This is a genomic window from Flavihumibacter petaseus NBRC 106054 (assembly GCF_000974785.1).
GTDB classification, from domain to species: domain Bacteria; phylum Bacteroidota; class Bacteroidia; order Chitinophagales; family Chitinophagaceae; genus Flavihumibacter; species Flavihumibacter petaseus.
Window position 1 is genome coordinate 788720 of record NZ_BBWV01000003.1, and the last position, 25738, is coordinate 814457.

Annotated in this window: 21 protein-coding genes; 17 read left to right on the forward strand and 4 right to left on the reverse strand. The window is 51.2% G+C overall.

The window, feature by feature from the left end:
- Window positions 1–10: 10 nt before the first annotated feature.
- From FPE01S_RS18695 to FPE01S_RS18740, 10 genes are all read left to right on the forward strand, one after another.
- Complete coding sequence (locus FPE01S_RS18695) at window positions 11–3163, forward strand: SusC/RagA family TonB-linked outer membrane protein (protein WP_046370521.1); 3153 nt, start codon at window positions 11–13, stop codon at window positions 3161–3163.
- An 18-nt stretch (window positions 3164–3181) separates the two neighbouring features.
- Window positions 3182–4690: a SusD/RagB family nutrient-binding outer membrane lipoprotein gene (locus FPE01S_RS18700; protein WP_046370522.1), complete on the forward strand. Its 1509-nt coding sequence runs from the start codon at window positions 3182–3184 to the stop codon at window positions 4688–4690.
- An 8-nt stretch (window positions 4691–4698) separates the two neighbouring features.
- Window positions 4699–5946: a phosphonoacetate hydrolase gene (gene phnA / locus FPE01S_RS18705; protein ID WP_052956000.1), complete on the forward strand. Its 1248-nt coding sequence runs from the start codon at window positions 4699–4701 to the stop codon at window positions 5944–5946.
- An 8-nt stretch (window positions 5947–5954) separates the two neighbouring features.
- A complete protein-coding gene (gene phnY, locus FPE01S_RS18710; protein ID WP_083990326.1) occupies window positions 5955–7427 on the forward strand; it encodes a phosphonoacetaldehyde dehydrogenase in 1473 nt (490 codons plus the stop codon).
- Window positions 7428–7460: 33 nt separating this feature from the next.
- Entirely contained in the window at window positions 7461–8555 is a 1095-nt protein-coding gene (locus tag FPE01S_RS18715; RefSeq protein ID WP_046370523.1) for an alkaline phosphatase family protein, read from the forward strand.
- Window positions 8552–9772 carry an NAD(P)/FAD-dependent oxidoreductase gene (locus FPE01S_RS18720; protein ID WP_046370524.1) on the forward strand — a complete coding sequence of 407 codons (1221 nt, stop codon included), beginning with the start codon at window positions 8552–8554 and terminating at the stop codon, window positions 9770–9772. The genes FPE01S_RS18715 and FPE01S_RS18720 overlap by 4 nt, the downstream gene beginning before the upstream one ends.
- A 31-nt stretch (window positions 9773–9803) precedes the next feature.
- Window positions 9804–11117 carry a DUF5690 family protein gene (locus FPE01S_RS18725; protein WP_174446984.1) on the forward strand — a complete coding sequence of 438 codons (1314 nt, stop codon included), beginning with the start codon at window positions 9804–9806 and terminating at the stop codon, window positions 11115–11117.
- Between the two features lies 1 nt (window position 11118).
- Complete coding sequence (locus FPE01S_RS18730) at window positions 11119–12231, forward strand: 2-aminoethylphosphonate--pyruvate transaminase (protein ID WP_046370526.1); 1113 nt, start codon at window positions 11119–11121, stop codon at window positions 12229–12231.
- 647 nt (window positions 12232–12878) lie between these two features.
- Window positions 12879–13127 (forward strand): DUF6364 family protein, encoded by a 249-nt coding sequence (locus tag FPE01S_RS18735; protein ID WP_046370527.1) that lies wholly within the window; start codon window positions 12879–12881, stop codon window positions 13125–13127.
- Window positions 13128–13129: 2 nt separating this feature from the next.
- A complete protein-coding gene (locus FPE01S_RS18740; protein ID WP_046370528.1) occupies window positions 13130–13540 on the forward strand; it encodes a type II toxin-antitoxin system VapC family toxin in 411 nt (136 codons plus the stop codon).
- Window positions 13541–13565: 25 nt separating this feature from the next.
- Here FPE01S_RS18740 and FPE01S_RS18745 read toward each other — a convergent pair whose 3' ends face one another.
- The gene (locus FPE01S_RS18745) at window positions 13566–14456 is read right to left on the reverse strand and encodes a winged helix-turn-helix domain-containing protein (protein ID WP_046370529.1); all 891 of its coding nucleotides are present in this window, start codon (window positions 14454–14456) and stop codon (window positions 13566–13568) included.
- Between the two features lie 131 nt (window positions 14457–14587).
- On the opposite strand from FPE01S_RS18745, the gene FPE01S_RS18750 reads away from it, so the two are divergent.
- Window positions 14588–15130, forward strand: coding sequence for a hypothetical protein (locus FPE01S_RS18750; RefSeq protein WP_046370530.1), 543 nt, complete (start codon window positions 14588–14590; stop codon window positions 15128–15130).
- 65 nt (window positions 15131–15195) lie between these two features.
- On the forward strand, window positions 15196–15825 hold the full coding sequence (locus tag FPE01S_RS18755; protein WP_046370531.1) for an MgtC/SapB family protein: 630 nt from the start codon (window positions 15196–15198) through the stop codon (window positions 15823–15825).
- Window positions 15826–15877: 52 nt separating this feature from the next.
- Here the strand turns inward: FPE01S_RS18755 and FPE01S_RS18760 are convergent, their stop codons facing one another.
- Together FPE01S_RS18760 and FPE01S_RS18765 are read right to left on the reverse strand one after the other, a co-directional pair.
- Entirely contained in the window at window positions 15878–16471 is a 594-nt protein-coding gene (locus FPE01S_RS18760; RefSeq protein ID WP_046370738.1) for a diheme cytochrome c-553, read from the reverse strand.
- Window positions 16472–16588: 117 nt separating this feature from the next.
- Window positions 16589–17338, reverse strand: a complete 750-nt coding sequence (locus FPE01S_RS18765; RefSeq protein ID WP_046370739.1) for an SDR family NAD(P)-dependent oxidoreductase — start codon at window positions 17336–17338, stop codon at window positions 16589–16591.
- A 73-nt stretch (window positions 17339–17411) separates the two neighbouring features.
- On the opposite strand from FPE01S_RS18765, the gene uxuA reads away from it, so the two are divergent.
- Entirely contained in the window at window positions 17412–18596 is a 1185-nt protein-coding gene (gene uxuA / locus FPE01S_RS18770) for a mannonate dehydratase (protein ID WP_046370532.1), read from the forward strand.
- Window positions 18597–18681: 85 nt separating this feature from the next.
- Window positions 18682–19110, forward strand: a complete 429-nt coding sequence (locus FPE01S_RS18775) for a DoxX family protein (protein WP_046370533.1) — start codon at window positions 18682–18684, stop codon at window positions 19108–19110.
- Here FPE01S_RS18775 and FPE01S_RS18780 read toward each other — a convergent pair.
- Window positions 19107–20573 (reverse strand): M28 family peptidase, encoded by a 1467-nt coding sequence (locus tag FPE01S_RS18780; protein ID WP_046370534.1) that lies wholly within the window; start codon window positions 20571–20573, stop codon window positions 19107–19109. The genes FPE01S_RS18775 and FPE01S_RS18780 overlap by 4 nt on opposite strands.
- A gap of 84 nt (window positions 20574–20657) precedes the next feature.
- Here FPE01S_RS18780 and FPE01S_RS18785 point away from each other — a divergent pair, with 84 nt between their 5' ends.
- The 3 genes from FPE01S_RS18785 to FPE01S_RS18795 all read left to right on the forward strand — a co-directional run bounded on the left by FPE01S_RS18785 (window position 20658) and on the right by FPE01S_RS18795 (window position 25734).
- Window positions 20658–21296 (forward strand): RNA polymerase sigma-70 factor, encoded by a 639-nt coding sequence (locus tag FPE01S_RS18785; RefSeq protein WP_046370535.1) that lies wholly within the window; start codon window positions 20658–20660, stop codon window positions 21294–21296.
- A 78-nt stretch (window positions 21297–21374) separates the two neighbouring features.
- A complete protein-coding gene (locus tag FPE01S_RS18790) occupies window positions 21375–22361 on the forward strand; it encodes a FecR family protein (protein WP_046370536.1) in 987 nt (328 codons plus the stop codon).
- A gap of 31 nt (window positions 22362–22392) precedes the next feature.
- Window positions 22393–25734 (forward strand): TonB-dependent receptor, encoded by a 3342-nt coding sequence (locus FPE01S_RS18795; RefSeq protein ID WP_046370537.1) that lies wholly within the window; start codon window positions 22393–22395, stop codon window positions 25732–25734.
- The last annotated feature ends 4 nt before the right edge of the window (window positions 25735–25738 follow it).

Here is a 25738-nt window from a genome sequence, read left to right on the forward strand (position 1 = left end):
ACCACTGCTTATGTCACCCATTTTAGCTTCACTCCGCCGCAGCAGCCTGATCTTCTCCCTGCTGCTGTGCTGGTATGTTTCGCTGGCACAGTCCGAATTAAAAGGACGCATTACCAATGAAGCCAACCAGCCAATAGCTGGTGTAACCGTTCAGGTGAAGGGAACCAATACCCGCACCGCCACTGACCAGAACGGCAGGTTCAGCGTTCCGGCTGCCTCCGGCGCCGTGCTGATTTTCAGCCACGTCGGTTTTGTTTCCCGCGAACAACCCGCCGGTAACGAATCCGACATCGCCATCCAGCTTAAACCCAACAACGACGCCATGGGCGAAGTAGTAGTGACTGCCCTGGGTATCAAAAAGGAAAAGAAGGCACTGGGTTATGCCGTTCAGGAAGTAAAAGGAGAAGAACTGGTGAAAGCCAGGGAACCCAACGTAATTAGTTCCCTCACGGGTAAGGTGGCTGGCCTGCGCATCGCCAGCTCCTCCAACCTGTTTGGTGATCCCGGTATTTCCCTGCGTGGTAAAGGCACCATTATCGTAGTAGATGGTGTGCGCATCAATTCCGATTCCTGGAACCTGAGCGCCGACGATATCGAAAGCTTCTCCGTGCTGAAAGGACCAACCGCTGCCGCCCTCTATGGTTCCGACGGACAAAACGGCGCCATCCAGATCACCACTAAAAGAGGATCCAAAAACAAGAGGGGCTATTCCGTAGAATTCAACTCGAGCACACAATTACAAACAGGGTTCAACGCCGTTCCCGGGTTGCAGGGCGAATACGGTCCCGGTTCCAATTTTCAATATGAATATGGGGATGGCCGTGGCGCCGGTATCAATGATGCCGACTATGACGTCTGGGGCCCCCGTTTCGAAGGACAACTCATCAAACAATGGAACAGCGAAGTGGATCCCGCTACAGGAGACCTGGTTCCCCTGCCATGGACTGCCAAAGGCAAGAACAACCTTGACAATTTCCTGCAGAACGGTATCCTTTCCAGCAACAACATTGCCATTTCTGCCAACAACGACCGGGGCGATATCCGCTTTTCCATCACCCAGATGTACCAGCGCGGCCAGGTTCCCAATACCAAACTCAATACCACCAACGTGGCCATGTCCGGCGGACTCAACATCAACAAGAAGTTGCGCCTCGAAACCAATATCAACTACAACAAACAGTATACGCCCAACTACCCCGTATTTGCCTACCAGCCCAGCAGTCCTGTCTATGCCATGATGATCTGGGGTGCCGCCAACTACGATGTGCGTGACCTCCGCGATTACTGGATGCCGGGTAAAGAAGGCACCCAGCAAAAGAACGTAGAGAATTATCAATATTCCAATCCCTGGTTTATCGCCTACGAACAATTGCGTGGTTATTATAAAGATGACCTGTATGGGTATGCGAAACTGAAATACAACATCACGGAAGGCCTCGATGTGCACCTGCGCACCAACGTCTCTACCAACTACCTGAACCGCCAGAACCGTTACCCGATCTCCACCTCGCAGTACAATGGTGACGGCGGCTATTTCCAGCGCGGCGGATACAACGAGTCCTTCAGCTATTTCTGGGAAAACAATACCGATGTGCTTGCGACCTATAGCAAAGATATCTCCCGGTCCTTTTCCCTGAAAGCCTCTGCCGGCGCCAACCTGCTGACGCGCCGGACAAATTACCAGTACAGCCATACCAACAACGGTTTGCTCGTTCCGCAACTATGGACCGTACAGAACAGTGTTGACCCGCCTTCTACAGAAACCTTCAAAACGTCTTACCAGCGCAGGAGCGTTTATGGATATGCCGACCTGGACTATCGCAAGATGATCTTCCTGAGCCTTACCGGCAGGATGGACCAGGCTACCACACTGCCCAAGGCGAACAATTCCTATTTCTATCCTTCCGTGTCCCTCAGCGGCGTGATCTCTGAAATGGTCAAACTGCCGGAAGTGATTTCCTTTGCCAAAGTGCGCGCCTCCTATGCCAAAGTGGGCAACGACGGCCTGGTTGCAGGCAGTGAAAACTATTATACCCTGTATCCAACCTATTCCACCGGTGTACGCTGGAACGGTAACCCGTCGCTCTATTACAGCGGCACACTCTACGATCCCAATATCAGCCCGGAGTTCAGCAAGGCCCTGGAATTCGGCGCAGATATCCGCTTCTTCCGCAACCGCCTCGGATTTGATTTCACCTACTTCCGCAACATTGAAGGTCCATCGATTTTCTACCTGCCGCTTTCTCAAAGTACCGGCGTAACCACCCTGCAGCGCAACGGCCTTACCTACAAGCGCAAAGGTGTTGAACTGGTGGTAACGGCATCGCCTATACGCAAAGCAAATTTCAGCTGGGACGTCCTGTTGAACTGGTCTACCCAGCAACGTTACCTCGATGAAGTATACGATACGCTGCAAACTTACCAGCGGATCAAAGTGGGAGAGCGCACAGACAAACTCTACCTCACCGATTTCCAGAAATCTGCCAACGGTCAGATCATCTATAACCCCGGAAACGGAAGGCCCCTTTTCAACAACTATGTTACCATGCAGGGTTATGGCAACGAAAACTGGATGGCAGGATTACAGAACACCTTCCGCTATAAGAACCTCAGCTTCGGCTTCCTGATTGATGGCCGGTATGGTGGTAAACTCGTCAACTACCTCAGCCAGAAACAATGGCAGGCAGGTGCGCATCCTTTGTCCGCCAACGAATACCGCCTGGCAGACTGGAACAACCGCGACGTAGCAGGTTACAAAGGCACTTTTGTTGCCGATGGCGTAAATATTGTGAGCGGCACCCTGGAAGTGGACGGTGACGGCAATATGGTGAAGGATACCCGCGAGTATAAAGACAATGAAACGCCGATCAAATGGGAGTCTTTTGCCAAAGGTTACTATGGCAGCAGCATCGCCAACCTGGTGGACAAATCCTACATCAAACTCCGCGAAGTGACCATCACGTATAACGCGTCACAGCACCTGTTGTCCAAACAGCGGTTTTTCAATGCAGCGTCTGTTTCCCTGGTGGGCAGAAACCTCTGGTATCATGCGAAAGACAAAAATGCCCGCAACATCGACCTCGACCAGTGGACCAGCACCAGTACTGAACTGGAAACTCCATCCATCAAAAGCTTTGGCCTGAACCTGAACCTTATCTTCTAATCAGCAAAAATTGTAATCATGAACCGGAGTTATAAATTCCTGGCTTTATCTATCACGGCCGCCGTTCTCATCACCGGCTGTAAAAAAATTGACGAGATTCAGAAGAATCCCAATGCCTCTGACCAGGCATCTCCCAAGCTGATCGTTACCGGCATCCAGTACGATATGTACGACAATTCCTGGAGCGATAATTCCTATTCCCAGCGCATGGCGCAAACCCAGGTGCTGAACTTCGACTACTATGGCAACCAGTCGTACACCTGGGGCAGTGGATCATTTTACTACAATACCCTCCGCAATGTGGGCCGCCTGGAAACCGAAGCAGACAAGCAGGGCGTCAATACCGTAACACGTGGCTACAAGGCGTTTGCCAAATTTGCCAAAGCCATGCTGTACAGCAAGATGACAGAGCAGATGGGTGACATCCCCCTGAGCGAAGCCATGCAGGGAGCTGACGGTGTGCATTATCCCAAATACGACAGCCAGAAATCAGTATACCTGCAGTGCCTGCAGTGGCTCACGGAAGCCAATACAGAGCTGGCAGCCATCCTTACCGAAAATCCCAATGCTGCCATCGAAGGGGATATTTATTATGGCGGCAGTCTCGCCAAATGGCAGCAGGCGGTGAATTCACTTTCCCTGAGGCTCCTGATCAGCCTGAGTAAAAAAGAGGCCGATGGTGATTTGAACCTGAAAGAGCGTTTCAACGCGATTGTATCCAACCCTGCAGCATACCCGGTTATACTGACCAATAGTAGCAACCTGCAGATGACCTACAATTCCACTGACAAAAGCAACAACTTTCCTGTTTTCCCGGATGATTCAAAATTTTATGTAAACAGGAATATACTGGGTGCTACCTGGGTGGATCTGCTTACCGGTTTGAAGGATCCCCGGATTTTTATCATTGCTTCCCCGGCTGAAAATATTCCGGAAGATCCTGCTGATCCGTTTGCGCGGTACAAAGGCGCGAATTCAGGGGCCATCCAGAGTGAAATTCAGACCGCTACCAATGCCGGCCTGTATGCTTACCTCAACCGCAGCTACTGGCTGAAGGATGCCAGCGGTATACCCTGTATCCAGCTGGGTGCCAGCGAAACAGCCTTTAACATTGCTGAAGGTATCAACCGCGGCTGGACTACCGGTGATGCAGGTGAATACTACAAAATGGGTATTACGCAGTCGATGCTGTTTTATGGAGTGGAAGCCAGTGATATCGCTGACTTTCTTGCCCAGCCCGAAGTTACCTACGCGGGTAACGATGCCGATGGCCTGGAGCAGATCCTGACGCAGAAGTATGTGGCTTATTTCGGTAACTCCGGCTGGCAGGCTTATTACAACCAGCGGAGAACCGGTGTGCCGGCTTTTGTGATCGGACCAGCCAACGAAAATGGGGGTATGATCCCGGTGCGTTTCAGCTATCCTTCTGCTGAATACACGAACAATAAAGAAAGTGTTACCGATGCCGTTCAGGAACAGTTCGGTGGCTCAGATACCCGGAATGATGTAATGTGGTTAATTAAATAAAAGAGACAATGGTCAATCAGATTTCGACGAAGACGTTTTCAGTGAATGGAAAAACCTATGCGCCGCCCGCTGCGCCGGTGGTAGTGATTTGTATTGATGGTTCTGCCGATGAATACCTCGATACCACGATGGCTTTCGACAGGCTGCCGAACCTCAAAAAGATGACACAACAGGGGTACCGGGGCATGGTCAGAGGGGCGCTGCCTTCTTTTACCAATGTGAACAATTCCTCCATTGTAACCGGCGTAACGCCTGCGGTACACGGCATCAGCGGCAACTTTTTTTACGACGCGGCAAAAGACGCCGAAGTGATGATGAATAGTGCGGATTACCTGCGTGCCGATACCATCCTGGCAGCTGCTTCAGCGGCCGGCCGGAAGGTGGCCGTGGTGACCGCCAAGGAAAAACTGCGGGATATCCTTTCGCACAAAATGGAAGGCATAGCCATCTCTGCAGAAAAAGCCAACCAGGCAAAACAGGAAACACATGGTATTGATGGGGTGGAAGCGATCGTGGGTCATCCCACGCCCGCCATTTACAGCGCCGATGCGAGCCTGTTCGTGTTGCGGGCGGGAGTAGCCTTCATTGAAAACGGACTCGCCGATTTCCTTTACCTGTCACTCACCGATTATATGCAGCATACCTATGCGCCGGAAGCTGAAGCTTCCCTCGCATTTTATGAGGCAATGGATGCAGAGATCGGAAAACTGCTGGCCCTGGGGGCCGTAGTGGGTGCTACGGCCGACCACGGCATGAATGCCAAGGTGAAAACTGATGGCAGTCCCAACGTGCTCTTCGTGGAAGACATGCTGGAAGCGCAATTCGGTGCCGGTGGTTTCCGCGTGATCTGCCCCATTACTGATCCCTACGTGAAACACCACGGTGCCCTGGGTTCCTATGTGGTGGTACACCTGGAAGATCAGGCAAAGACCGACGAAGTAAGAAAATGGCTTTCCATACAGCCAGGCATAACCGAAGTATATGACCGCGCTACGGCCGTACATGTGCTGGAACAACCGGAAGACCGGATAGGTGACCTGGTGGTATTATCGGGAAGAGATGTGGTGGTAGGACGGAAACCCAAATACCATGACCTCTCCGCACTCGACGGAACACTGCGTTCCCACGGTGGCCGCTACGAAGAAATGGTACCCATGGTGCTTTCCCATCCCTTGAACAGCGCCTATACCATGAAAGCCGCCGGCGACCCCAGGAACTTCGACATTTTTGACTTTACCATCAATGGTACAAACTGAAACTGCTCATGTCCGATAGCATAACCTCAACAATTGCCGGAAGCCATGTGAAGAATGGCGTTCCTGCCTGGCACTTGACTTCCTACATTGCCGGGCAGCCCATCACTTCACAACAACTTCTGAAGGTACACAGCCCTTACGACAACAGGCTGGTAGGTACCGTAACCCTTGCCGGAAAAGCCGATGCCACGGCTGCCATTGAGAAGGCCCTGCAGGGCGGAACTGCGCTTTCCCGCTATGAACGATTCAGCATTCTCGACAAAACCCGTCAGCTGCTGGTGGAAAGGAAGGAAGCCATTGCACAGATCATCAGTGCCGAATCGGGACTCGCCATTCGCGAGGCCCGCTATGAAACCGGCAGGGCACACGATGTACTGATGTTTGCTGCCATGGAATGCCTGAAAGATGACGGCCAGATATTTTCCTGTGATATATCCCCGACAGGCAAGGCCCGCAAGATCTTCACCCAACGGGAACCCCTTTCCCTGGCGGTGTGCATCACGCCGTTCAACCATCCGTTGAACCAGGTGGCGCACAAGATCGCGCCGGCCATTGCCGCGGGGACCCCGGTGATCCTGAAGCCTTCTGAAAAAACACCGCTTACCGCCATTAAACTGGTGGAGCTGCTGTATGAAGCCGGATTGCCGAAACACATGCTCAGCGTACTGCTGGGACCAACGGCAGAAATTGCGGAGCCACTGGTAAAAGATCCCCGCGTAGATATCGTGTCATTCACGGGCAGTGTTGCGGTGGGCAAACATATTGCCAGCACTGCAGGCTACAAGAAAGTGATCCTGGAACTCGGCGGAAACGATCCACTGATCGTGATGGAAGATGCCGACCTGGATCTTGCTGTAAACCTTGCCGCAGAAGGCGCCTACCGGAACAGCGGACAACGCTGCACCGCTGTAAAGCGTATACTGGTACATGAAAGTATTGCCGATACCTTCATTCAGAAGCTGGTTGCGAAAACAAAGGAATATACCTGCGGTGATCCTGCCAATCCTGAAACCAGGGTGGGTACCGTGATCGATGAAGCTGCTGCCATCTACCTCGAATCCGTGGTAGAACAGGCAGTGGCACAGGGCGCCCGTGTATTGATTGGCGGCAAACGCCACGGCGCGTTGCTCGAACCCACTGTGATTGTTAACGTACCGCGCAATGCCGTAATGGTAGTACGCGAATCGTTCGGGCCACTGGCACCTGTGCTCACCTTCACCGATATTGATGATGCGATCCGCCTGAGCAATTCAACCGACTATGGTTTGTCCAGCGGCATCGTCACCAACAATATGGCCTATGCGCTGCGGTTTATCCGCGAGCTGAAAGTGGGTACGGTGAACATCAACGAAGTACCGGGGTACCGCATTGAAAGTTCTCCCTTTGGTGGCATCAAAGACTCGGGTCTCGGCATCAAAGAGGGTGTGATCGAAGCGATCAAATGTTTCACCTACGTCAAAACTTTTTCCTTACCCTGGTGACACCCTATTCAATCAATTTCCAATCAGATTAACATGAGAGTATTCATAGCAGGAATGTTGCTATGCCTGTCGACGATGGGTTTGGCGCAACAACAGAAATCAAAAAACATCATCCTGATTTCCCTCGATGGATATCGCTGGCAGGAGGTATTTCAGGGTGCAGATTCAACATTGCTTTTTCCACCCAAATACCGCAGGCAGGATTCGACTGAACTGATGACCAAATTCTGGGCGCCCGATGCACAGCAGCGCCGGGAAAAGCTCATGCCCTTTTTCTGGAAGACCATTGCCCGGCAGGGGCAGTTGTACGGCAACCGCGACGCGGGCAACCTGGTGAATGTGAGAAACAAATATTGGTTCTCCTATCCAGGCCGCAGTGAAACCCTTTGTGGCTATTACGATTCCGCCGTGAATTCCAACAGTTACCCCAACAACCCGAACGAGAATGTACTCGAGTTTGTGAACAAACAAAAAGGGTTTGAAGGAAAGGTGGTGACGTTTGCTTCCTGGGATGCCGTGGGACGGATCGTGAACCGCGACCGCAACGGCATGATGACGATCCTTCCGGGAGAACAGGTGAAAGGCAACAACCTGACCGAGGCACAAAAGCTGGCCAACGAACTGCAGTTTTACACACCGGAGTTTTTCGGCAAATCGGTCCGCGACGATGCGCACAGTTTTGCCATGACCAAATCCTATATGCAGGCCAATCATCCCCGCATGGTGTACATCGACTTTGCCGACCCCGATGACTATGCTCATGCCGGTCAGTACGATTCATACCTCGATGCCGGTCACTACCTCGATGCCATGATCGGCAGCCTTTGGAACATGATCCAGTCCGACCCTTTTTACAAAGACCAGACGACCATCATGATCTATCCGGACCATGGCAGGGGCGTGGGACCAAAATGGACGGGTCACGGTTCTTCGATTCCCAGGGCCAATGAAACCTGGATGGCTGTGATCGGCCCTGGCATAGCACCACTCGGTGAAGTAAAAACCGCCGGACAGCTTTACCAGGACCAGTTTGCACAGACTGCTGCGCAGTTGCTTGGGTTCCGGTTTACTGCCAATCATCCGGTAGGCGAACCCGTGAATACAGTACTTCAACCCGGTAAGAAATGAAATCAGTTGACCTGGTAATTGTGGGTGGGGGCATATTTGGATGTGCCATAGCCTATTATTATACGCGGAACTATCCCGCAAAATCGGTGATGGTTCTGGAGCGGAAAGAGCTGTGCAATGCCGCCACCAGCCGGGCCGCCGCATTAATGACGGTAGTGCGGTCCAAACAATCCTATATCCCGCTGTCTTTGGAAACAAGAGCGGTGATCCCGGAGCTGGAAAAGCAACTCGGCGAATCCCTGGATATGAAGACAGTGGGCATGATGCATGTTGCGGCTAGTGAAGCCAGGGAAAAAGACCTGCAGGAACTGATGGCTATTGCCGGAACCTATGAACAGCCAGCTGAATGGTTGCGCGCGGACGAAGCCATGCAGAAAGCGCCCTGGCTCAAGGCTGATGAAGCGCGGGCGATCGCTTTCCTTCCCCAGGAAGCCTATTGTGATCCCTACCTGCTGGGAACTTTCTTTGCCCGTTGCGCAAAGCAACAGGGTGCGGATATCCGCCAGGGTGTTGGGGTGCAATCGATGCTGATGGAAGGCAATACGGTGGTCGGGTTACAGACCGACGGCGGAAAACTGTATGCCGGTAAAGTGGTGATCGCTGCAGGTGCATGGTCGCCGTTGCTGGCCCGCCAGGCAGGGATCGGGTTGCCCATGGCGCCGGTGCGCAGCCAGTACTGGATTACGGAAAGATCATCGCTTTTTCCGGAAGCATCACCAATCGTGTTGCTTCCGGATGCACAGGCATACGCGCGACCAGAAGGTGGCGCCCTGTTGTTTGGAGTAAGGGAGAACAGGTCGCTTAGCCTGTCCCCGGATCTGATCCCGGAAGAGATTACTGAATTTTCGTTTAGTCCTGACCGTGGGATGACAGACCTGAGTGAAGTGATCGAAAGACTGGGCCGCTTTTTTCCGGGCATTTATGATATCGGACTCAAGTATTATATGGCCGGATTTTCGGCGTATACCCCTGACGGCAACCTGTCGATGGGTGTTGCTCCCGGCGTCAACAACCTGTTGCTGGCAACGGGCTGTGTAGGTGCAGGGATTGCAATTGCCGGCGGCGTTGGCCGGGCCTTTGCGGAACTGGCAGCGGGCCGCTCCAATCCCTACAACTTCAATGATTTTGATATCAGCAGGTTCGGGAAGATTGATCCGTTCAGCCAGGAATGGCTGGACAAATGTGCAATGGCCCGCTCCAAAAAAGTGAGTGGCTGATCCTATTCAAAAACCAAGAAACGGAGGCGCTGTGTTATACCTGTCAAAACAATTCCAACGATCGGAAATCTTTACCGCGATCTGGGCCATGGTGGCTGCATTCGGTACTTATTTCTGCATGTATGCCTTCCGCAAACCCTTTAACAGCGGCGTTTACGAAGGGCTGTTTGCCTTTGGCCTGGAATATAAAGCGGTATTGATTATCGCGCAGGTATTGGGTTATATGGTCTCCAAATTCCTGGGCATAAAGGTGATCTCTGAATTGCAACCCCAAAACCGCAGGAAGCTGATCATTGCCCTGATCCTGGTGGCCGAGGTCAGCCTCGTGTTGTTCGGGCTGGTGCCGCATCCGTACAATTTTGTATTCCTGTTCTTCAACGGCCTGCCACTGGGCATGGTATGGGGCATCATCTTCAGTTACCTGGAAGGACGGCGGTTTACCGAAATGCTGGGGATGGGCCTCAGCATCAGCCTGATCGTTTCTTCAGGGATCCTGAAAACGGTGTACTTCAACCTGCACGACTGGCTGCCGGCGGTATCGGAATTCTGGATGCCGGCCCTGGTCGGCCTGGCCTTCCTGCCCGCCTTCTTTCTATTCGTCTGGATGTTGTCAGTCATTCCCGAACCCACGGAAACAGACAAGCTGCTCCGCTCGGAGCGGCTACCCATGACGGTGTCGGACAAACGAAAAGTAATGCAGGAGATCGGCCTGGGCGTTACGGGATTGGTGCTCATCTATTCCCTGCTGACGACGATGCGCGATTTCCGGGATAATTTCTCCGTGGAGATCTGGCGCGAGATCTATCCCACCCGGACCAACGCGGTTTTCTCCACCACGGAAATGATTGCCGGACTCGTGGTGCTGGTGGGCGTGGGATGCCTGTCGATGATCCGCAACAATATCCGGGGCTTCTGGAGCACGTTGTGGCTGATTGCTGCGGGACTGCTGATGTGTGGCGGCAGCACGCTGCTGTTCCAGTTCAAATTGTTACCGCCGTTTGGCTGGATGATGTTGTCGGGTATGGGATTGTTCCTTGCCTATGTACCGATACAGGTGGCTGTTTTTGAAAGGATCATCGCCCTTTTTCCGATCCGCGCCAATGCCGGCTACTTTGTTTACCTCTGCGATGCCACCGGCTACCTCGGCAGTGTGGGATTGATCCTGTACAAAGAATTTTTCATGCAGCAAACGCAATGGGCCACGGTGCTGATGCATTTCAGTTATATCATGGCAGCTGCTTCCCTGCTGCTGCTGGTTTTTATAGCGGTGTACTTCAACCGCAAACTCGGTGTGAACGGACCCGTTACCAAACAAATCGAAAAACTTAACCTCTTAAATCCATAAGATGTCTACCACGAAACTGTTGTTTACTCCCGGACCACTATCTACTTCATTAACGGTAAAGGAAGCCATGCTGCAGGACATGGGATCGCGTGATGATGCTTTTGTGCAGGCGGTGAAAGCGATCAGGAGCGAGCTGCTTGCTTTGGCGCATGTATCAAAAGAAGACGGTTATGAGACCGTAATTATGCAGGGATCGGGAACCTTTGGTGTGGAGTCAGTGATCAGTTCTGTGGTGGGTAAAAATGACCAGCTGCTCATCCTGGCCAATGGCGCATACGGTGAGCGGATTGCCACGATGGCGGCTATGCACCAGTTGAATCATATCGTTGTCCGGTGTCCGGAAAACGAAATCGTTACAGCAGCAGCGGTGGAAGCGACCTTACAGCAACACCCGGCGATTACCCATGTTGCCTGTATTCACAGTGAAACCACCACCGGGCTGTTCAATCCCATTGGTGACATCGGCGCTGTTTGCGCGCGCCTGGGCAAAGTATTCATCGTGGATGCGATGAGCAGTTTTGGCGGTACGGAAATGGACATGAAGGCCATGCATATCGACTTCCTGGTATCTTCTTCCAACAAATGCATCGAGGGCGTGCCGGGATTTGCCTTTGCACTCTGCAAACGCAGCGAACTCGAAAAAGCGAAGGGCCAGGCGCGGAGCCTGAGCCTCGACCTGTATGCGCAATGGGCAGGACTCGAGGCGAGCGGACAATTCCGCTTTACGCCGCCTACGCTGAGCCTGATGGCTTTCCGCCAGGCGATGCAGGAATTGCAGCAGGAGGGAGGCATAACGGCCCGGGAAAAGCGGTACCGCAACAACAAGGCGGTGCTGGATGCAGAGATGGCGAAGCTGGGTTTCCGCCAGTACCTTGATCCTGCCATCCAGGGGCATATCATTACCTCGTTTTTATACCCGGCAGACCCGGCCTTTCATTTCGGGCAGTTCTACGAGAAGCTGAACCAGCGGGGATTTGTCATCTATCCCGGCAAGCTCGGCAAAACCGATGCGTTCCGGATCGGCAATATCGGCCAGATCTATCCCGATGATGTCCGTGGCCTGGTAGCCGCCATTGGGGAAGTGCTGGCAGAAATGGGGGTGAAAGTGGCTTAAAGCCGTTTGCCGGTAGGTTAAGGGCCCGGAAAGGCATCACCCGAACCATAGCCGTTTTATAGCCGAATTACACCAATCCTGCACCGATTCTACAGCGGAAGGGTGGGTTTGCTAAGGGACGGCTGTAGTTTTGCTGCAGTTCGGCTGTAGGTCTACACTGTTTTCAGGCATATCACGGTAGTGTTTCAATGGGTGCGGGAAATCCGTAATGGCCTTGAAGGTGCGCGCTTATGAACCAGACCGCCAACAATCGTATCAAAGAACTGGACACAAAATTAGCAACCCGGCTGGCCTGGAAAAGTCATATGGGACGGGATTGCACTTTTCCAGGGACGAGGTTGCACTTCTGGCGGGACGGGGTTGCACTTTTCCAGGGACGAGATCACAAAACCCTTGATTCGGCCTCTGTTCCCGGTCTTTGTTCCCTATGTAGAATCACGTGTTGACCTCGGAATCCGAGGTGTTCGCCTCGGTTTTCGAGGCAAACCCGAGTACCCGGCGTAGTGAATTTGAGGTCCAACAGAGGTTGAACAGAGGTAGCAAAGAGGTCAAAGGAAGTGCCTGTGAAATCACTAAAACAAACACTTAAAATTCAAATTACTTGCCGATACGTATATATTTCATACATTTATACGTAAATATGGAGTATGGACACCAAACTTACCCTTTCAATTGACAAGGATATAATTGAAGAGGCAAAAAAATATGCCAGGAAGAGAAATACATCCTTATCGAATCTTATCGAAAACTATCTTGTTAGTGTGACCCAAAAAAGCAAGGTCGAGAAAAATGAAATCACTCCCCTGGTTAAGAGCTTATCAGGAGTATTAAAGCTTGATGATCGTTCAGACAGTAAAAAAATGTATGGCGATTTTTTAGCTGATAAGTATCGATAAGAATGGATAAGGTATTTATTGATACTGATATCGCGCTTGATTTACTAGCGCAAAGAGAACCACATTATTTACCGGCAGCGGCACTATTTAGTCTTGCAGATAAAGGAGAAGTAACAATTTACATTTCCTCTCTTTCCTTCAGCAATCTGAATTATTTGTTGTCACGGCAGTATAATTCAACAGAAAGCAGAAGGATTCTGAATAGTTTTAAAGTGCTGGTAAAAGTACTTGCAGTGGATGATAAAATCATTGGATTGGCGTTAAGTTCAAAGTTTAAAGATTTCGAGGACGGCATTCAATATTATACTGCAACAGAGAATGGTATAAATAATCTTCTGACCAGAAACATCAAGGATTATAAGGAAGCAAAAATTGCTGTACTTACTGCTGAATCCTATCTGAAAAGAACCTAAGGATACATCACCCGGGAGATTCGAATTATGTGCTGATTTCAAGCTTATATCCTTTGCCCCGTATAACTACTATCTTAACGTTCGGATCAGCTTCCAGTTTTTTTCTGAGTTTGGAAATGAACATATCCAGACTGCGGCCTACTATAACACCTTCATCTTCCCAGATCTCCTTTTGCAACCGGCTTCGCTCGATAGCCTCATTGGGCGACAACGCGAAAATGTGTAGTACACGGGTTTCTGTTTTGGTCAGGTCGGTGGTCTTTCCATCTGTCATGAGTTTACGAGCCTCCACGTCGAACCACATTGACCCTAAAGTGAGTATTCCCTCCGGCTGACGATCAGGTATTGCCTTGCGCGGCTTAACAGGTCTTAAGAAAATGAATCCGACGAATGCTAAAACGGTCAGGCTGCCCAGGAGATATCCATTCTTAGCAGTAATTATTCCTGCCGGTTTAAATTTGATATTAATCCTGTAACAGGCCACGGGTTGCCTTCTGCCTTTACAGGTTACAATATCATCTTTCTTATTTCCTGATATAGCAAATCCATAGGCTACACCGGCATTGGCACAGTTCAGTACGTTAACAACATAATCACTGGCGAGCGGGTCCCTGGCTAACAATCGCTGAGTCGTATTTACCAGGGATTCCGGTTGAAAAGTAAACGCATGCTCAAAACTGATCTGGTATTCATTTCCGCCGATTTTTTTAACCGGAAGTACCCTTGATACACTGTCGCCAGACTGAAGAAGTATTTCATGCCCGACCCGGCGAAGCAGAATTTCCCTCCTGGCAAAGTCATAGTCATCATTGCCGGTCAAACTGAAAGCCACGCAGATTATCGAGAGAAACGCGAGTAGTAATAATCCGCCCGGGTGCTTTCGTTTCAATGGCACGAGAAATCTTCTAACTAGCATGATATCAAGGTGTTATTTACAAAGTTTACACTATTATTTACAAACGGGATGCCTCATCTGAACACCATCAAAGTACTTTTACCGGACCAATTTTTAAGGAGAGATCTGCGTTAATTAAAACTACAAAATTTATGAAAAAGGTTATTTATGCGGTGGTCTTACTGCTGCTTGTGGCAGGCGGACTGGTATTTGCCAATCGGGAAAAGAAAATAGAAACTGCTAAAAAATTAACCCCGAAGCCACTCTCTGCTGCTGAAAGGGAAGCAGAAAGGAAAAAATGGGAGGCTACCCCGGAAGGGATAAAGTTCAAAAAATGGGAAGCATCTCCTGAAGGTCAGAAAGTACTTGCCGGTGCTGCTAAAATCAGGAAGGAAGTAAGTGGTTTCACCAATATGGAGGCTGTTGTAACGTCTCTTTCGCTTCCGCCAGGCACACGATTGGGTTTCGCAGTGATGGCCAGCATCAATGGTGACGAGTATATCCTCAGTTTCGGAGCGGGAAAGCCTGATGAATTTCAGCAATTGAGTAGCCTGAAAGTTAACGACAGGATAATTATAAGAAGCCATGTTGTATCGTATGCGCCCAAGTATGCCTATCCGATTGTAACGGGCGACTATGCAGAGCGGGATAAAAAAGTAATATACAAACGTGCCCCCCGCAAAGGTGGCTGCTAAACGGCCGTACACATCCATTTTCCCGGAGGTTTCTTTTTCCTATCATTGCAGGGTAAAGCTTGCATATGGAGAACGAAGTTATTATCCGCTTCCTCATTGCAGCCCTTTGGGGCGGTGTTGTAGGCCTTGAACGCGAATTCCGGAGCAAAGCTGCAGGCTTCCGGACAATGATCCTGATCTCTGTCGGGGCATGCCTGTTCACCATGTTGTCCATGTATATCGGCGCACCAGCCAGCCCCGACCGTATCGCTTCCAATATTGTAACCGGTATAGGATTCCTGGGCGCCGGCGTTATTTTTCGCGGCACAGATAAAGTGAACGGGATCACCACGGCCGCTACTATCTGGGCAGTAGCAGCTGTTGGAATGGGCATTGGTGCAGGGCGCTATGTCGCTGCCGCCAGTGCCAGCGTCCTGATGCTGATCATTCTTGCCGTGCTGCCATACTTTGAAAAGCTGATCGACAAACTGAATCAATCCAGGTCCTATACCGTGATCTGCAAATATTCCTCCGGCAAAGCCGCCGCGCTGGAAGCACAATTCGCAAAACTGGGCATGGCTTATAAGGCCAACCGGCTGGTTAAGGAGGGTGACCTGCTTACCCTGCGATGGACCATCCAGGGCACCGCAGCCAAACACCAGCGGCTATTTGAAATACTGGCCACTGATCCGGATATCCGGCGGTTTGAATATTGACAAAAAAATGCCGCTCCAAAACTGGAGCGGCCACATACACCATGTATAGCTACTATAAGGAGACAGGTGGTTGCGGAGGCGGCACTACATTGTGCACCGGCTTCGTGGATTGCAGGAAGTAATAAATTGCTTTGAGGTCATTGTCCTCCAGCCTGGCATAATTGAACCAGGGCATTGGCGGCAAAAGCGGGCGGCTATTGTCCATCCCTTTCAGTTTGCCTTCCCGGATCGCCTTGATAAATTGCGCCTCACTCCAGTTACCAATACCAGTTTCATCTGAAGTCAGGTTCGCGGAATAAGAGGTGCCCCAGGGACCCACCGCCGCAGTCAGATCAGGCGCGAACAATACCCAGCCTTTTTTCAATGCACCGGTATCGGCTACCGGAAGTGGCGCTCCGGATAAATGCCCCGCCAAACGGTGCGCCGTATCTATTTCTGGTCCTCCTGGACCAAAGGTCTTGGTAGAATGGCAGTCATCACAACCCAGCACGTTCACCAGGTGTTCGCCTCTTTTGGCAAGCTCCACCCTGGTGGGTGCAGCGACTGTTCCTGTTTCTGCTGCTGCCGTTGGTTTTTGCTGACAGGATACTATTGCGGCTGCTAACAATGCGGCAAGCCCGATCGCCGAGAGAAAGGTCTTTTTCATGAATTTAGTGTTTGGGATCACTTCGCTGTAATCCGTCACCAAATTAGACCCCAACGCACTCGCCGTAAAGCCGCCAATGCATGGATTGTAGATAATGCAGGATGAACCGTATCCGGATCAGAAACCTGTGGCATTGCCGCCATCCACCCGGATACTGGTGCCCGTGATATAGGAAGCCGCCGGTGACACGAGGAAAAAAGCTGTCTCGGCAATATCCTCCGGTTTGCCCATATAGCCAATGGCTGTACGACCCATCGCCTTCGCTTTTCTTTCCGGATCGGCATTCAGTGCCTTGTCTGTCATGTCGGTTACAATAAAGCCGGGAGCAATGGCATTCACCCTTATGCCCTGGGCAGAAAGTTCGGTCGCCATGGCCCTTGTCAGCCCTTCAATGGCAGTTTTGGATGCCGAATAGCCAATTACCTTGGGAAGGCCGTAATAGGCCGCCATGGAACTGATATGGATAATACTTCCGCCACCCTGGGGCAACATTTTTTTCACGACCTCACGGGAGATGGAGAACACCGCCGTCAGGTTGGTGGTGATCACGCGCTGAAATTCCTCATCAGTTACTTCGGTAAATGGTTTTTTCTGGTTGATGCCGGCATTGTTCACGAGAATATCGATGCTGCCGTATTCCTGGTGGATCTGGTCGATCAGGGCCGGAATGCCGCTCAGCTGGGAAAGGTCATAGGAGATCGTAGTACCATTGGCACCGAGCAATTCGCGAGCTGCTGCCAGTTTATTTTCATCACGGCCAAGTACAACCGTAAAGATACCGTTGTCTGCAAATTTCCGGGCAATCGCAAGCCCGATCCCTGATGCGCCGCCGGTAACGATGGCGACCTTCCTGTTTCCAGTTGACATGCTGTTGATTTTTGTATGCTGCAAGCTAGCTATTAAAAATTGGTTTAGACTTGTACTAAAATTGCCATTTCTTATGCAGGGTTACCCTTTTTATCTGCAACAGTCCATGCGCTGGTACGGTCCCGATGACGTGGTCAGCCTCGCCGATATCCGCCAGGCCGGTTGTTCCGCCGTGGTCACTGCCCTGCACCAGGTACCTGTGGGTGAAGTCTGGACCGTCGCCGCAATAGAAGAAAGAAAGTCCATGATTGAAGCAGCAGGTATGGTATGGGAAGTAGTGGAAAGCCTGCCGGTGCACGAAGACATCAAAAAAGGCCTGCCACTGAGAGACCATTGGATCAGCTTTTACCGGGAAAGCCTCCGTAATCTTGCCGCCTGCGGCATTAAAGTGGTTACCTATAACTTTATGCCGGTACTCGACTGGATCCGTACCGATATTGCCTACACGCTGCCGGAAGGCAGCAAAGCCCTGTATTTCGATCGCAAAGCCTTTACCATCTTCGATAATTTCCTGCTGGCAAGGCCAGGTGCCGCAAAGGATTATACACCAGAAGAACTGGAAATTGCCCGACAGCATTTTGAGCAGATGCCGGAAGCGGAAAAGGAAAAACTCTTTCGCAATTGCATGCTGGGCTTGCCGGGAAGCAAAATTGCCTTCACCCGCGACCAGGTACTCCAGGCACTCTCGGAATATGCCGGTATCGACAGCACCACACTCAAGGATCACCTGTTTTACTTCCTGCGGAATATTATCCCGGATGCCGCAGCTGCCGGAATCAAAATGGCCATCCATCCGGATGATCCGCCATACCCGGTATTGGGTTTGCCCCGCATCCTCAGCACCGCCAGTGACGTGGATGACCTCCTGGCCGCTGTACCGGATCCGGCCAACGGACTCTGTTTCTGCACAGGTTCCTTCGGCGCGCGGGCCGATAACCAGCTGGTGGACATGATCCGGCAATACGGCCAACGCATTCATTTTCTGCACCTCCGCAATACCAAACGCAACGAAAACGGCGACTTCTTTGAAGCTTCCCACCTGGAAGGGGATGCCGATATGTATGCCATCATGGGGGAGATCTTCCGCATCATGCAGGAAAGGAAAATTTCCCTTCCCATGCGGCCCGATCACGGTCACCAGATGCTTGATGACCTGCATAAGGATACCTACCCCGGATACTCAGCAATAGGACGCCTCAAAGGGCTGGCCGAACTGCGGGGACTTGAGTATGCGATCAGCCGGGAAAAGCGCGTTTAGGGATATGCACATTAGGGCAGGAGGTCAGGAGAATTTCGTAAATTGAGTACAGTAGTTCTTTCCTTCTTACCTAAAATGCAGCTATATGAATCTATTGCACCGCATTGAGATGTGGGGCGACCAACATCACCCCAGATGGATGGACATTGTTCGGATAGCACTCGGAATCTTCCTTTGCGTAAAGGGCGTTCAGTTCGTATACAACATGAGCGCGCTGATGGCACAGGTAGATGCAAAACTGCCCATGCCTCCCTTCGCACTGGTCCTCTTAGGTCACTACGTATTTGTCGCCCACCTGCTGGGCGGAATTCTCCTGATCCTGGGTGCCTATACCCGGATTGCCGCACTGATCCAGATCCCGATCGTGCTCGGCGCCATCTTTTTTGTGAACACTACACGCGAACTGTGGCGGCCATTTCCTGAACTGATCGTATCGCTGATCGTACTGTTCCTGCTCGTGTATTTCGTAATAGCAGGAGATGGTAAATGGGCACTGCGAATGGATAAACCCTAGTCCTTCCAACGCCATTCGCCGGCAATCTGCAGGGGCTCCTTCAGTTTGCTGCGGATCATCAGGTCACGTGTGGCAGCATCGTCCAGCCGCTTTGCCGGAACTTCGGCAATATCCGCCAACCCATAGATCAGCATGGCGTTGAAGCGGACTGTATTCTGCATGCCTTTTTCATCTACCAGTTTGAAATCATCACAGTCTGCGTGGTAACAGGGACCCGAATTGTTGGGCAGCTTTCCACCGGCGGCACCGCCTGTGGGTATGCCCTGCAGCATAAAGGGCTGGTGATCACTATGTAACCCGGCACCGCTTCTGAATATATTTGTGAAAGAAGTATCGATTGATTTCGCAATGCTGCCGATCGACTGGAAAAGCTCCTTGCTTTCATCGGTCGTGGCATGATAACCTTTCGGATCATTGGTCATGTCATAATTCAGCATGTACCGGATCTGGTTAACCGAACCATCTGCCATTGCTTTTTCCAGGTAAGCTTTTGAACCCAGCAGACCTTCCTCTTCTCCCATAAACAAGACGAATTCCACTGTTCTTGCCGGCTGCAGGCCAAGTGCCTTGAAAGTCCGTGCCATATCAATCACCGAAAACGAACCTATACCGTTGTCAATAGCACCGGTAGCAAGATCCCAGCTGTCGAGATGCCCGCCCGCAACGATCTTTTCCTGCGGCAGGGTTTTGCCGGGAATGCTGGCGATCACATTTCTTGCCTTAATGATTCCGGAAAAATTGGTCATCGATATCGAAACAAACTGTTTGCCTTTCGCGAGTTCCGCTTTCAGTTTAAAGCCTTCTTCCTTCGCGATACAAACCGCGGGAATCGGAATCACTTTTCCCGTTACGGATGCTGTTCCGGTCAACAGGATGCCGCCGTCTGCCGTATTGTAAATCACGATTCCCTTTGCACCGTACTTAATAGCAATGGCTGTTTTCTCTGAGCGGTGAAGGTTCTCTGTCTTCTCCGGGGAACCCGGCAGAACGCCCAGGTAGACGAATGCAATTTTCCCTTTCACTTTATCGGGAGCAGCAGCATAATCTGCTTCCAGGCCATTGCCCATATCCACCAGTTCGCCTTTCAGATCAGCCTTCACCGGTGAGTGCGCAAGCGTTACTGCTTTAACATCCTGCAGTGACTTCAGGGAAGAACCGATTTTAACGGTCAGTGTTTTTCGGCTCCAGCTTTCCACTTCGAAAGGTTGGTACCGAACATTATCGAAGCCATATGATTTCAGCAGGTTGAATACAAATTCCTCGGCTTTTGCACCGTTGGCAGAACCAGTCAGCCGGTGACCGATGGTAGAGGTCGCTTCACCCAGACTTTTATACGCATTGGAATGGGAGAGGACCTCTTCATTGATCCGCGTGAAAACCGGTGTCCATTCAGGGTTTGCCTGTGCTGAAACCTGCAGTGCGGTGGCACTGCAAAGGATGCTCGCAATAAATAATTTCTTCATGTGTGCAAATCTGTTAGTGGCCGAATGTAATACAGAATGACTGAATTTGTTATCTTGCCGCCGCCGTAAAGTTGAAAACGCGCTATGCCTGAGGTTTCTGATGATCTGCTGCTGAGCTGGCAACGTGAGTTGGCAAAGGGAGATGAAACTGCCTTCAACCGCATCTTCCGCGAGCTGTACCTGCCGCTTGTACATTTTGCTGTTGACCTGGTCAAACAAAGACAGGCCGCCGAAGAAATTGTCGGTGATGTATTCGTGCGCCTTTGGAAGAAAAGGGAAGAAGTGCTGCTGATTGAAAAACTGCGGGTATTCCTTTTCGTTGCCGTTAAAAATCAATGCTACAACCATCTCCGTGACCATTCCTTCTGGACAGTTTCCCTGGAAGCGGATAACCTCGCCACCCTCACCAGCGCCTACGACCCGGAAGAAGACCTTGCTTTCCGGGAATTAAAACACCGGCTTCACCTGGCCATCGAATGCCTGCCCGACCAATGCCGCCAGGTCTTCCGGATGGTGCGCGAAGACGGGTTGAAATTCAAGGAAGTGGCGGAAATTCTACAGATCTCACCACGCACAGTCGAAACCCAGCTCTATCGCGCCATCAAAAAAATCAGGGCGGTCCTCTCACCGGATGAACAGCACAGCCGTCAGAATTTACCCGGCAATTTGCAGTCCGTCGTGCTGCTTTCCTGGACGCTCCAATATTTTTTTCAGCGCTTGTAAGTAGTTCTTTCCAAAACCGTGTCCTTATGGGTAACCGCACCAGGTTGCTGCCATATGGATAAAGACCAATTCTTATTATTGGCTACCCGTGTACTTTCGGGAAATGCCGCAGAAGGGGAGGAAACCCGGCTCAGGGAGCTGGTACAATCCAACCCCGAATTCCAGGTACTTTACGATCAATACGCACGCTACTGGCAGTCCGGCCAGGAAACTGCTGCACCCACGGTCGAAGCCGCCCTCGAACGCGCCTGGCAGAAAATTCATGCCGGCGAAACCCCTGCCGGCGAATCCCCTGCCGATGTACCGGTAGTACCCATCCGCCGCATCAACAAATGGTACTGGGTGGCTGCAGCTACCGTAGCCGGTCTGCTGCTGGTTGCCGGGTGGCTGATGCAAGCCCGCCAGTCCGCATTGCCCGAAATGCTGGTGTCCTATAACCCCCGCGGCGTTCGTTCCACTATCGCCCTGCCCGATGGCAGTAAAGTGTGGCTGAGTGGCGACAGCCGTCTCGAATATCCCGCTGCCTTTACCGGCAACCTGCGGGAACTGAAGCTGGAAGGGGAAGCCTTTTTTGATGTTTTTAAGAATAAGGAGAAACCTTTTGTGATCCACCTGCAATCCGGTGATGTGCGGGTGCTCGGTACTTCTTTTAATATTGAATCATATGCTGCTGACGAAGCCATCACCACTTCCGTTGCCACGGGTAAAGTAGCCTTTGTGCCCGCAGCCCGTGCTTACCGGGATTCCATTTTCCTGACCCCGGGACTAAAAGTTACCTACACGCCGGGCAATGATCAGGTTTCGGTTACCGCCACCAATGCTGCAGCCGATCGTGCCTGGACGGAAGGAATACTGGTGTTTGCCGCAGAAGAACTGTCCGCCATCACCCGGAAACTGGAAAGATTTTATGGCAGGAAGATCGTTTTCCGCGATGAAAAGTTCCGGCGCTTCCGCTACACAGGCACTTTCAGCAACAGTTCGGCAGAAGAGATCCTGCATTTTCTCAGCCGCACCAAAGCCTTTCCCATTACCATTTCTGATACAGCAATTCTCATTGGAAAATAGTTTAACCATTACCTAAAATCGCTTGCCGCAAATGAAATACCTACTGCGATTAGCTACAATGCTACTCTTGCTGGCCGCTTCCCCGGGAATAAAAGCGGGAACCAACGGTCACGACTACCTGCAATATGGTACTGTCAGTGTTAACTGCAAGGACAAAGACCTCCGCTGGGTGATCCAGCAACTGGAAAAGCAAACCACCCTGCTATTTGTCTATTCAGATGATGCTATCGATCTGGGACGTAAAATGAATGTACGCCTCAAAGATGCACCACTTGAAAGCGCACTCCGGACCATCTTTGAACCGCTGAACATTACGTATGAACTCTCGGGCAAAAACATCCTGCTGCGTCCTGACAACCGGCCGGAAAACATCACTGTTACCCTGGCTTCCCATGTTGTGGAAGAAGAAATCCGCGGCCGGGTGTTGGATGAACAGCAGCAGCCTGTTTCCGGGGCAACGGTGCAGGTAAAAGGAACCAGCCTGATGACAGTGACCGATGCCAACGGTGAATTCCGCCTTCGTGTTCCTGAGGCCAAAGGAACGCTTCTGATCAGCTTCGTAGGGTATCGCGCACAGGAAATGGACATTACGGCAACACCCATGATCGTAAAGCTCCAGGCCGCTGATAACAACCTTGGAGAAGTCGTGGTGGTCGGTTATGGCACGCAGCGCAAGGCCGCCATGACCGGCGCGGTAGACCAGATTAAGTCCAAATCATTGGAGAGCCGTCCCAGTGTGAATGTGACGCAGGCACTGCAGGGCCTTTCACCCAACCTGATCATTCAACAGCGCAGTATGGAACCAGGCGGTGCCATGAACATCAACATCCGTGGTATCAGTACGCTTGGCGACAACAGTCCGCTCGTAGTTATTGATGGACTCGTTGGCGGGGATCTCAATCTGCTGAACCCCTCTGATATCGACAATGTTTCCGTGCTGAAAGACGCCGGTAGCGCAGCCATCTACGGAAGCCGCTCGGCAAATGGCGTTATCCTGGTCACCACCAAAAGAGGAAAGAAGAATAGCCGTCCCATCGTTTCTTATAACGGTATTGTCGGCGTACAGGAGCCTAAAGTGTGGTACAAACCGGTTGAAAGCTATGAGAATGCCATCCTTCGGAACCAGTCTAACGTAAATGAGAACCAGCCGCCGATCTACTCTCCGGAACAGATTCGTCAGTTCCAGCAGGATGGGAGCAAGGAATGGTTCCTCGACCAGATCCTTCAGCCCGCCATGCAGATGAACCACAACCTGAGTGTGGCTGGTGGTAACGATAAGACCACCTACCTGATCTCCGCCGGTTATCTTCAGCAGGAGAACAATCTCGTTGGTCCGGGTCTCGGACTTCGCCGGTACAACTACCGCATTAACCTGAATACGGAAGTCGGCAAACTGAAAATAGGCGGTACACTTGCCTATGCCAGGAATGAAACCAAAGATCATTCTGCCAATACCAGTACACTTATCGTGGACGCCGGCAGAACGCCGACCTATTATGACATGAAAGATGACCAGGGCCGTTACCTGACCAATGAAGTACTGGCAGAATACAATCCGCTTGGAATTCTCGAAAAAGGTGGCTACCGCAAATACGACGACGATAACCTGTTTGCCAATATTACCGGTGAACTCGGCCTGTATAAGGGGCTTAAACTGAAAGGTGTCTTTGGAGGTACTTTAGCCTCGAATCATGTGCTTGAACGCATTCAGCAGGTTGATTTCTTCCCCAGTGGAAAATATGGTGCGGACAGGAATACCAATGACCGCTACAACAAAAACCTCTTTCTGAATACCCAATTGATGCTGGAATACATGCGTTCGTTCGGCGACCATAATGTGACAGCACTGGTAGGCTTCGCGAATGAATCCGTAACCAACCAGCGGTCTGAAATCCGGAAGAAATACACTGATCCTGAATTGGGCACACCAACAACCGGAACAGTTATCGATGATGTAAATTCCATTAACTCATTAAGTGGCACTGATGAAAGCAGCCTGAACTCAGTGTTCGGTCGTGTCAGCTACTCCCTGCACAACCGTTACTTTGCGGAGGTTAATTTCCGGGTAGATGCTTCTTCAAAATTTGCACCGGATAACCGGAATGCATTCTTCCCTTCAGTATCTGCAGGCTGGCGCCTGACGGATGAAGATTTCATGGCAGATTTTCGTGACCGTGTAGGAAATCTTAAACTCCGTGGTTCTTATGGTATCCTGGGTAACCAGAATGTAAATAACTACCAGTATCAGACAACCTATACCGCCAGCACCAACGCCTACGGATTCAACAACCAGCCTGTCGCAGGTGTAGACCTGAAATTCGCAAATCCTGATATCCGCTGGGAACGTGCAGCAACTTTCAATATCGGGGTGGAAGGTTCGTTCCTGAAGAACCGACTGACCGCCAGTTTCGACTATTTCAACAAGCTGACCAGTGACATCCTGATCACGCCGGCAGTGCCGGGTGTTTTTGGAGGAACTGTATCAGACTATAATGCCGGTAAAGTGCGCAACAAGGGCTGGGAACTCACCCTGAACTACCAGCTTCCCGGAAAACAGTGGAACCACAGCTTTGGCTTCAATATTGCCGACTCCCGCAATGAAGTGGTATACTTCCAGGGTAACGAAAGGATCACCAGTTCTGACGAAATGCAGATCATCCTGCGCGAGGGACTTCCCTACAACAGCTATATCGGCCTGAAGCGTGACGGCTATTTCCAGAACCTTGATGACATTAAAAACGGTGCTACACCAACAGGTATTGAGGTAAAGCCCGGTGATATACGCTATGTTGACCGCAATAAGGATGGTGTGATCGATGACCAGGACCGTTTTGTACTGGGCAATCCGTTTCCCCGGTACACCTTCGGCTTTAATTACAATGTGTCGTTCCGCCAGTTTGACCTGGGATTGCTGATCCAGGGAGTGGGCCAGCGGGATATGTTTGTGCGTGGTGAACTGGTAGAGCCTTTCCACTTCAATTATTCCCAGGTGATGTACCAGCATCAGCTGGACTACTGGACACCGGTGAATCCCAACGCATACTATCCGCGCCTTGCTCCTGCTAACACGCCTTCCAACCAGAACAACTACCGCAGGGGATCAGACCTGTATATTTTCGAGGGTGCCTATGCGCGCCTGAAGAATATCCAGGTAGGTTACAGCCTGCCGGCACGCTGGCTGGAGAAAGCCTCAATGCAACGTGCACGGTTCTACGTAGTAGCACAGAATCTTTTCACTGTTTCCGGTGTTTCTTTCATCGACCCCGAAAGCACGGAATTCACCAACAGCCTTCAGAGCTCAGGGGCAAACAGTGGCCGTAACTATCCTACACCGGTTTTTTACGGTGCTGGTCTTGACATCACTTTCAAATAATGTC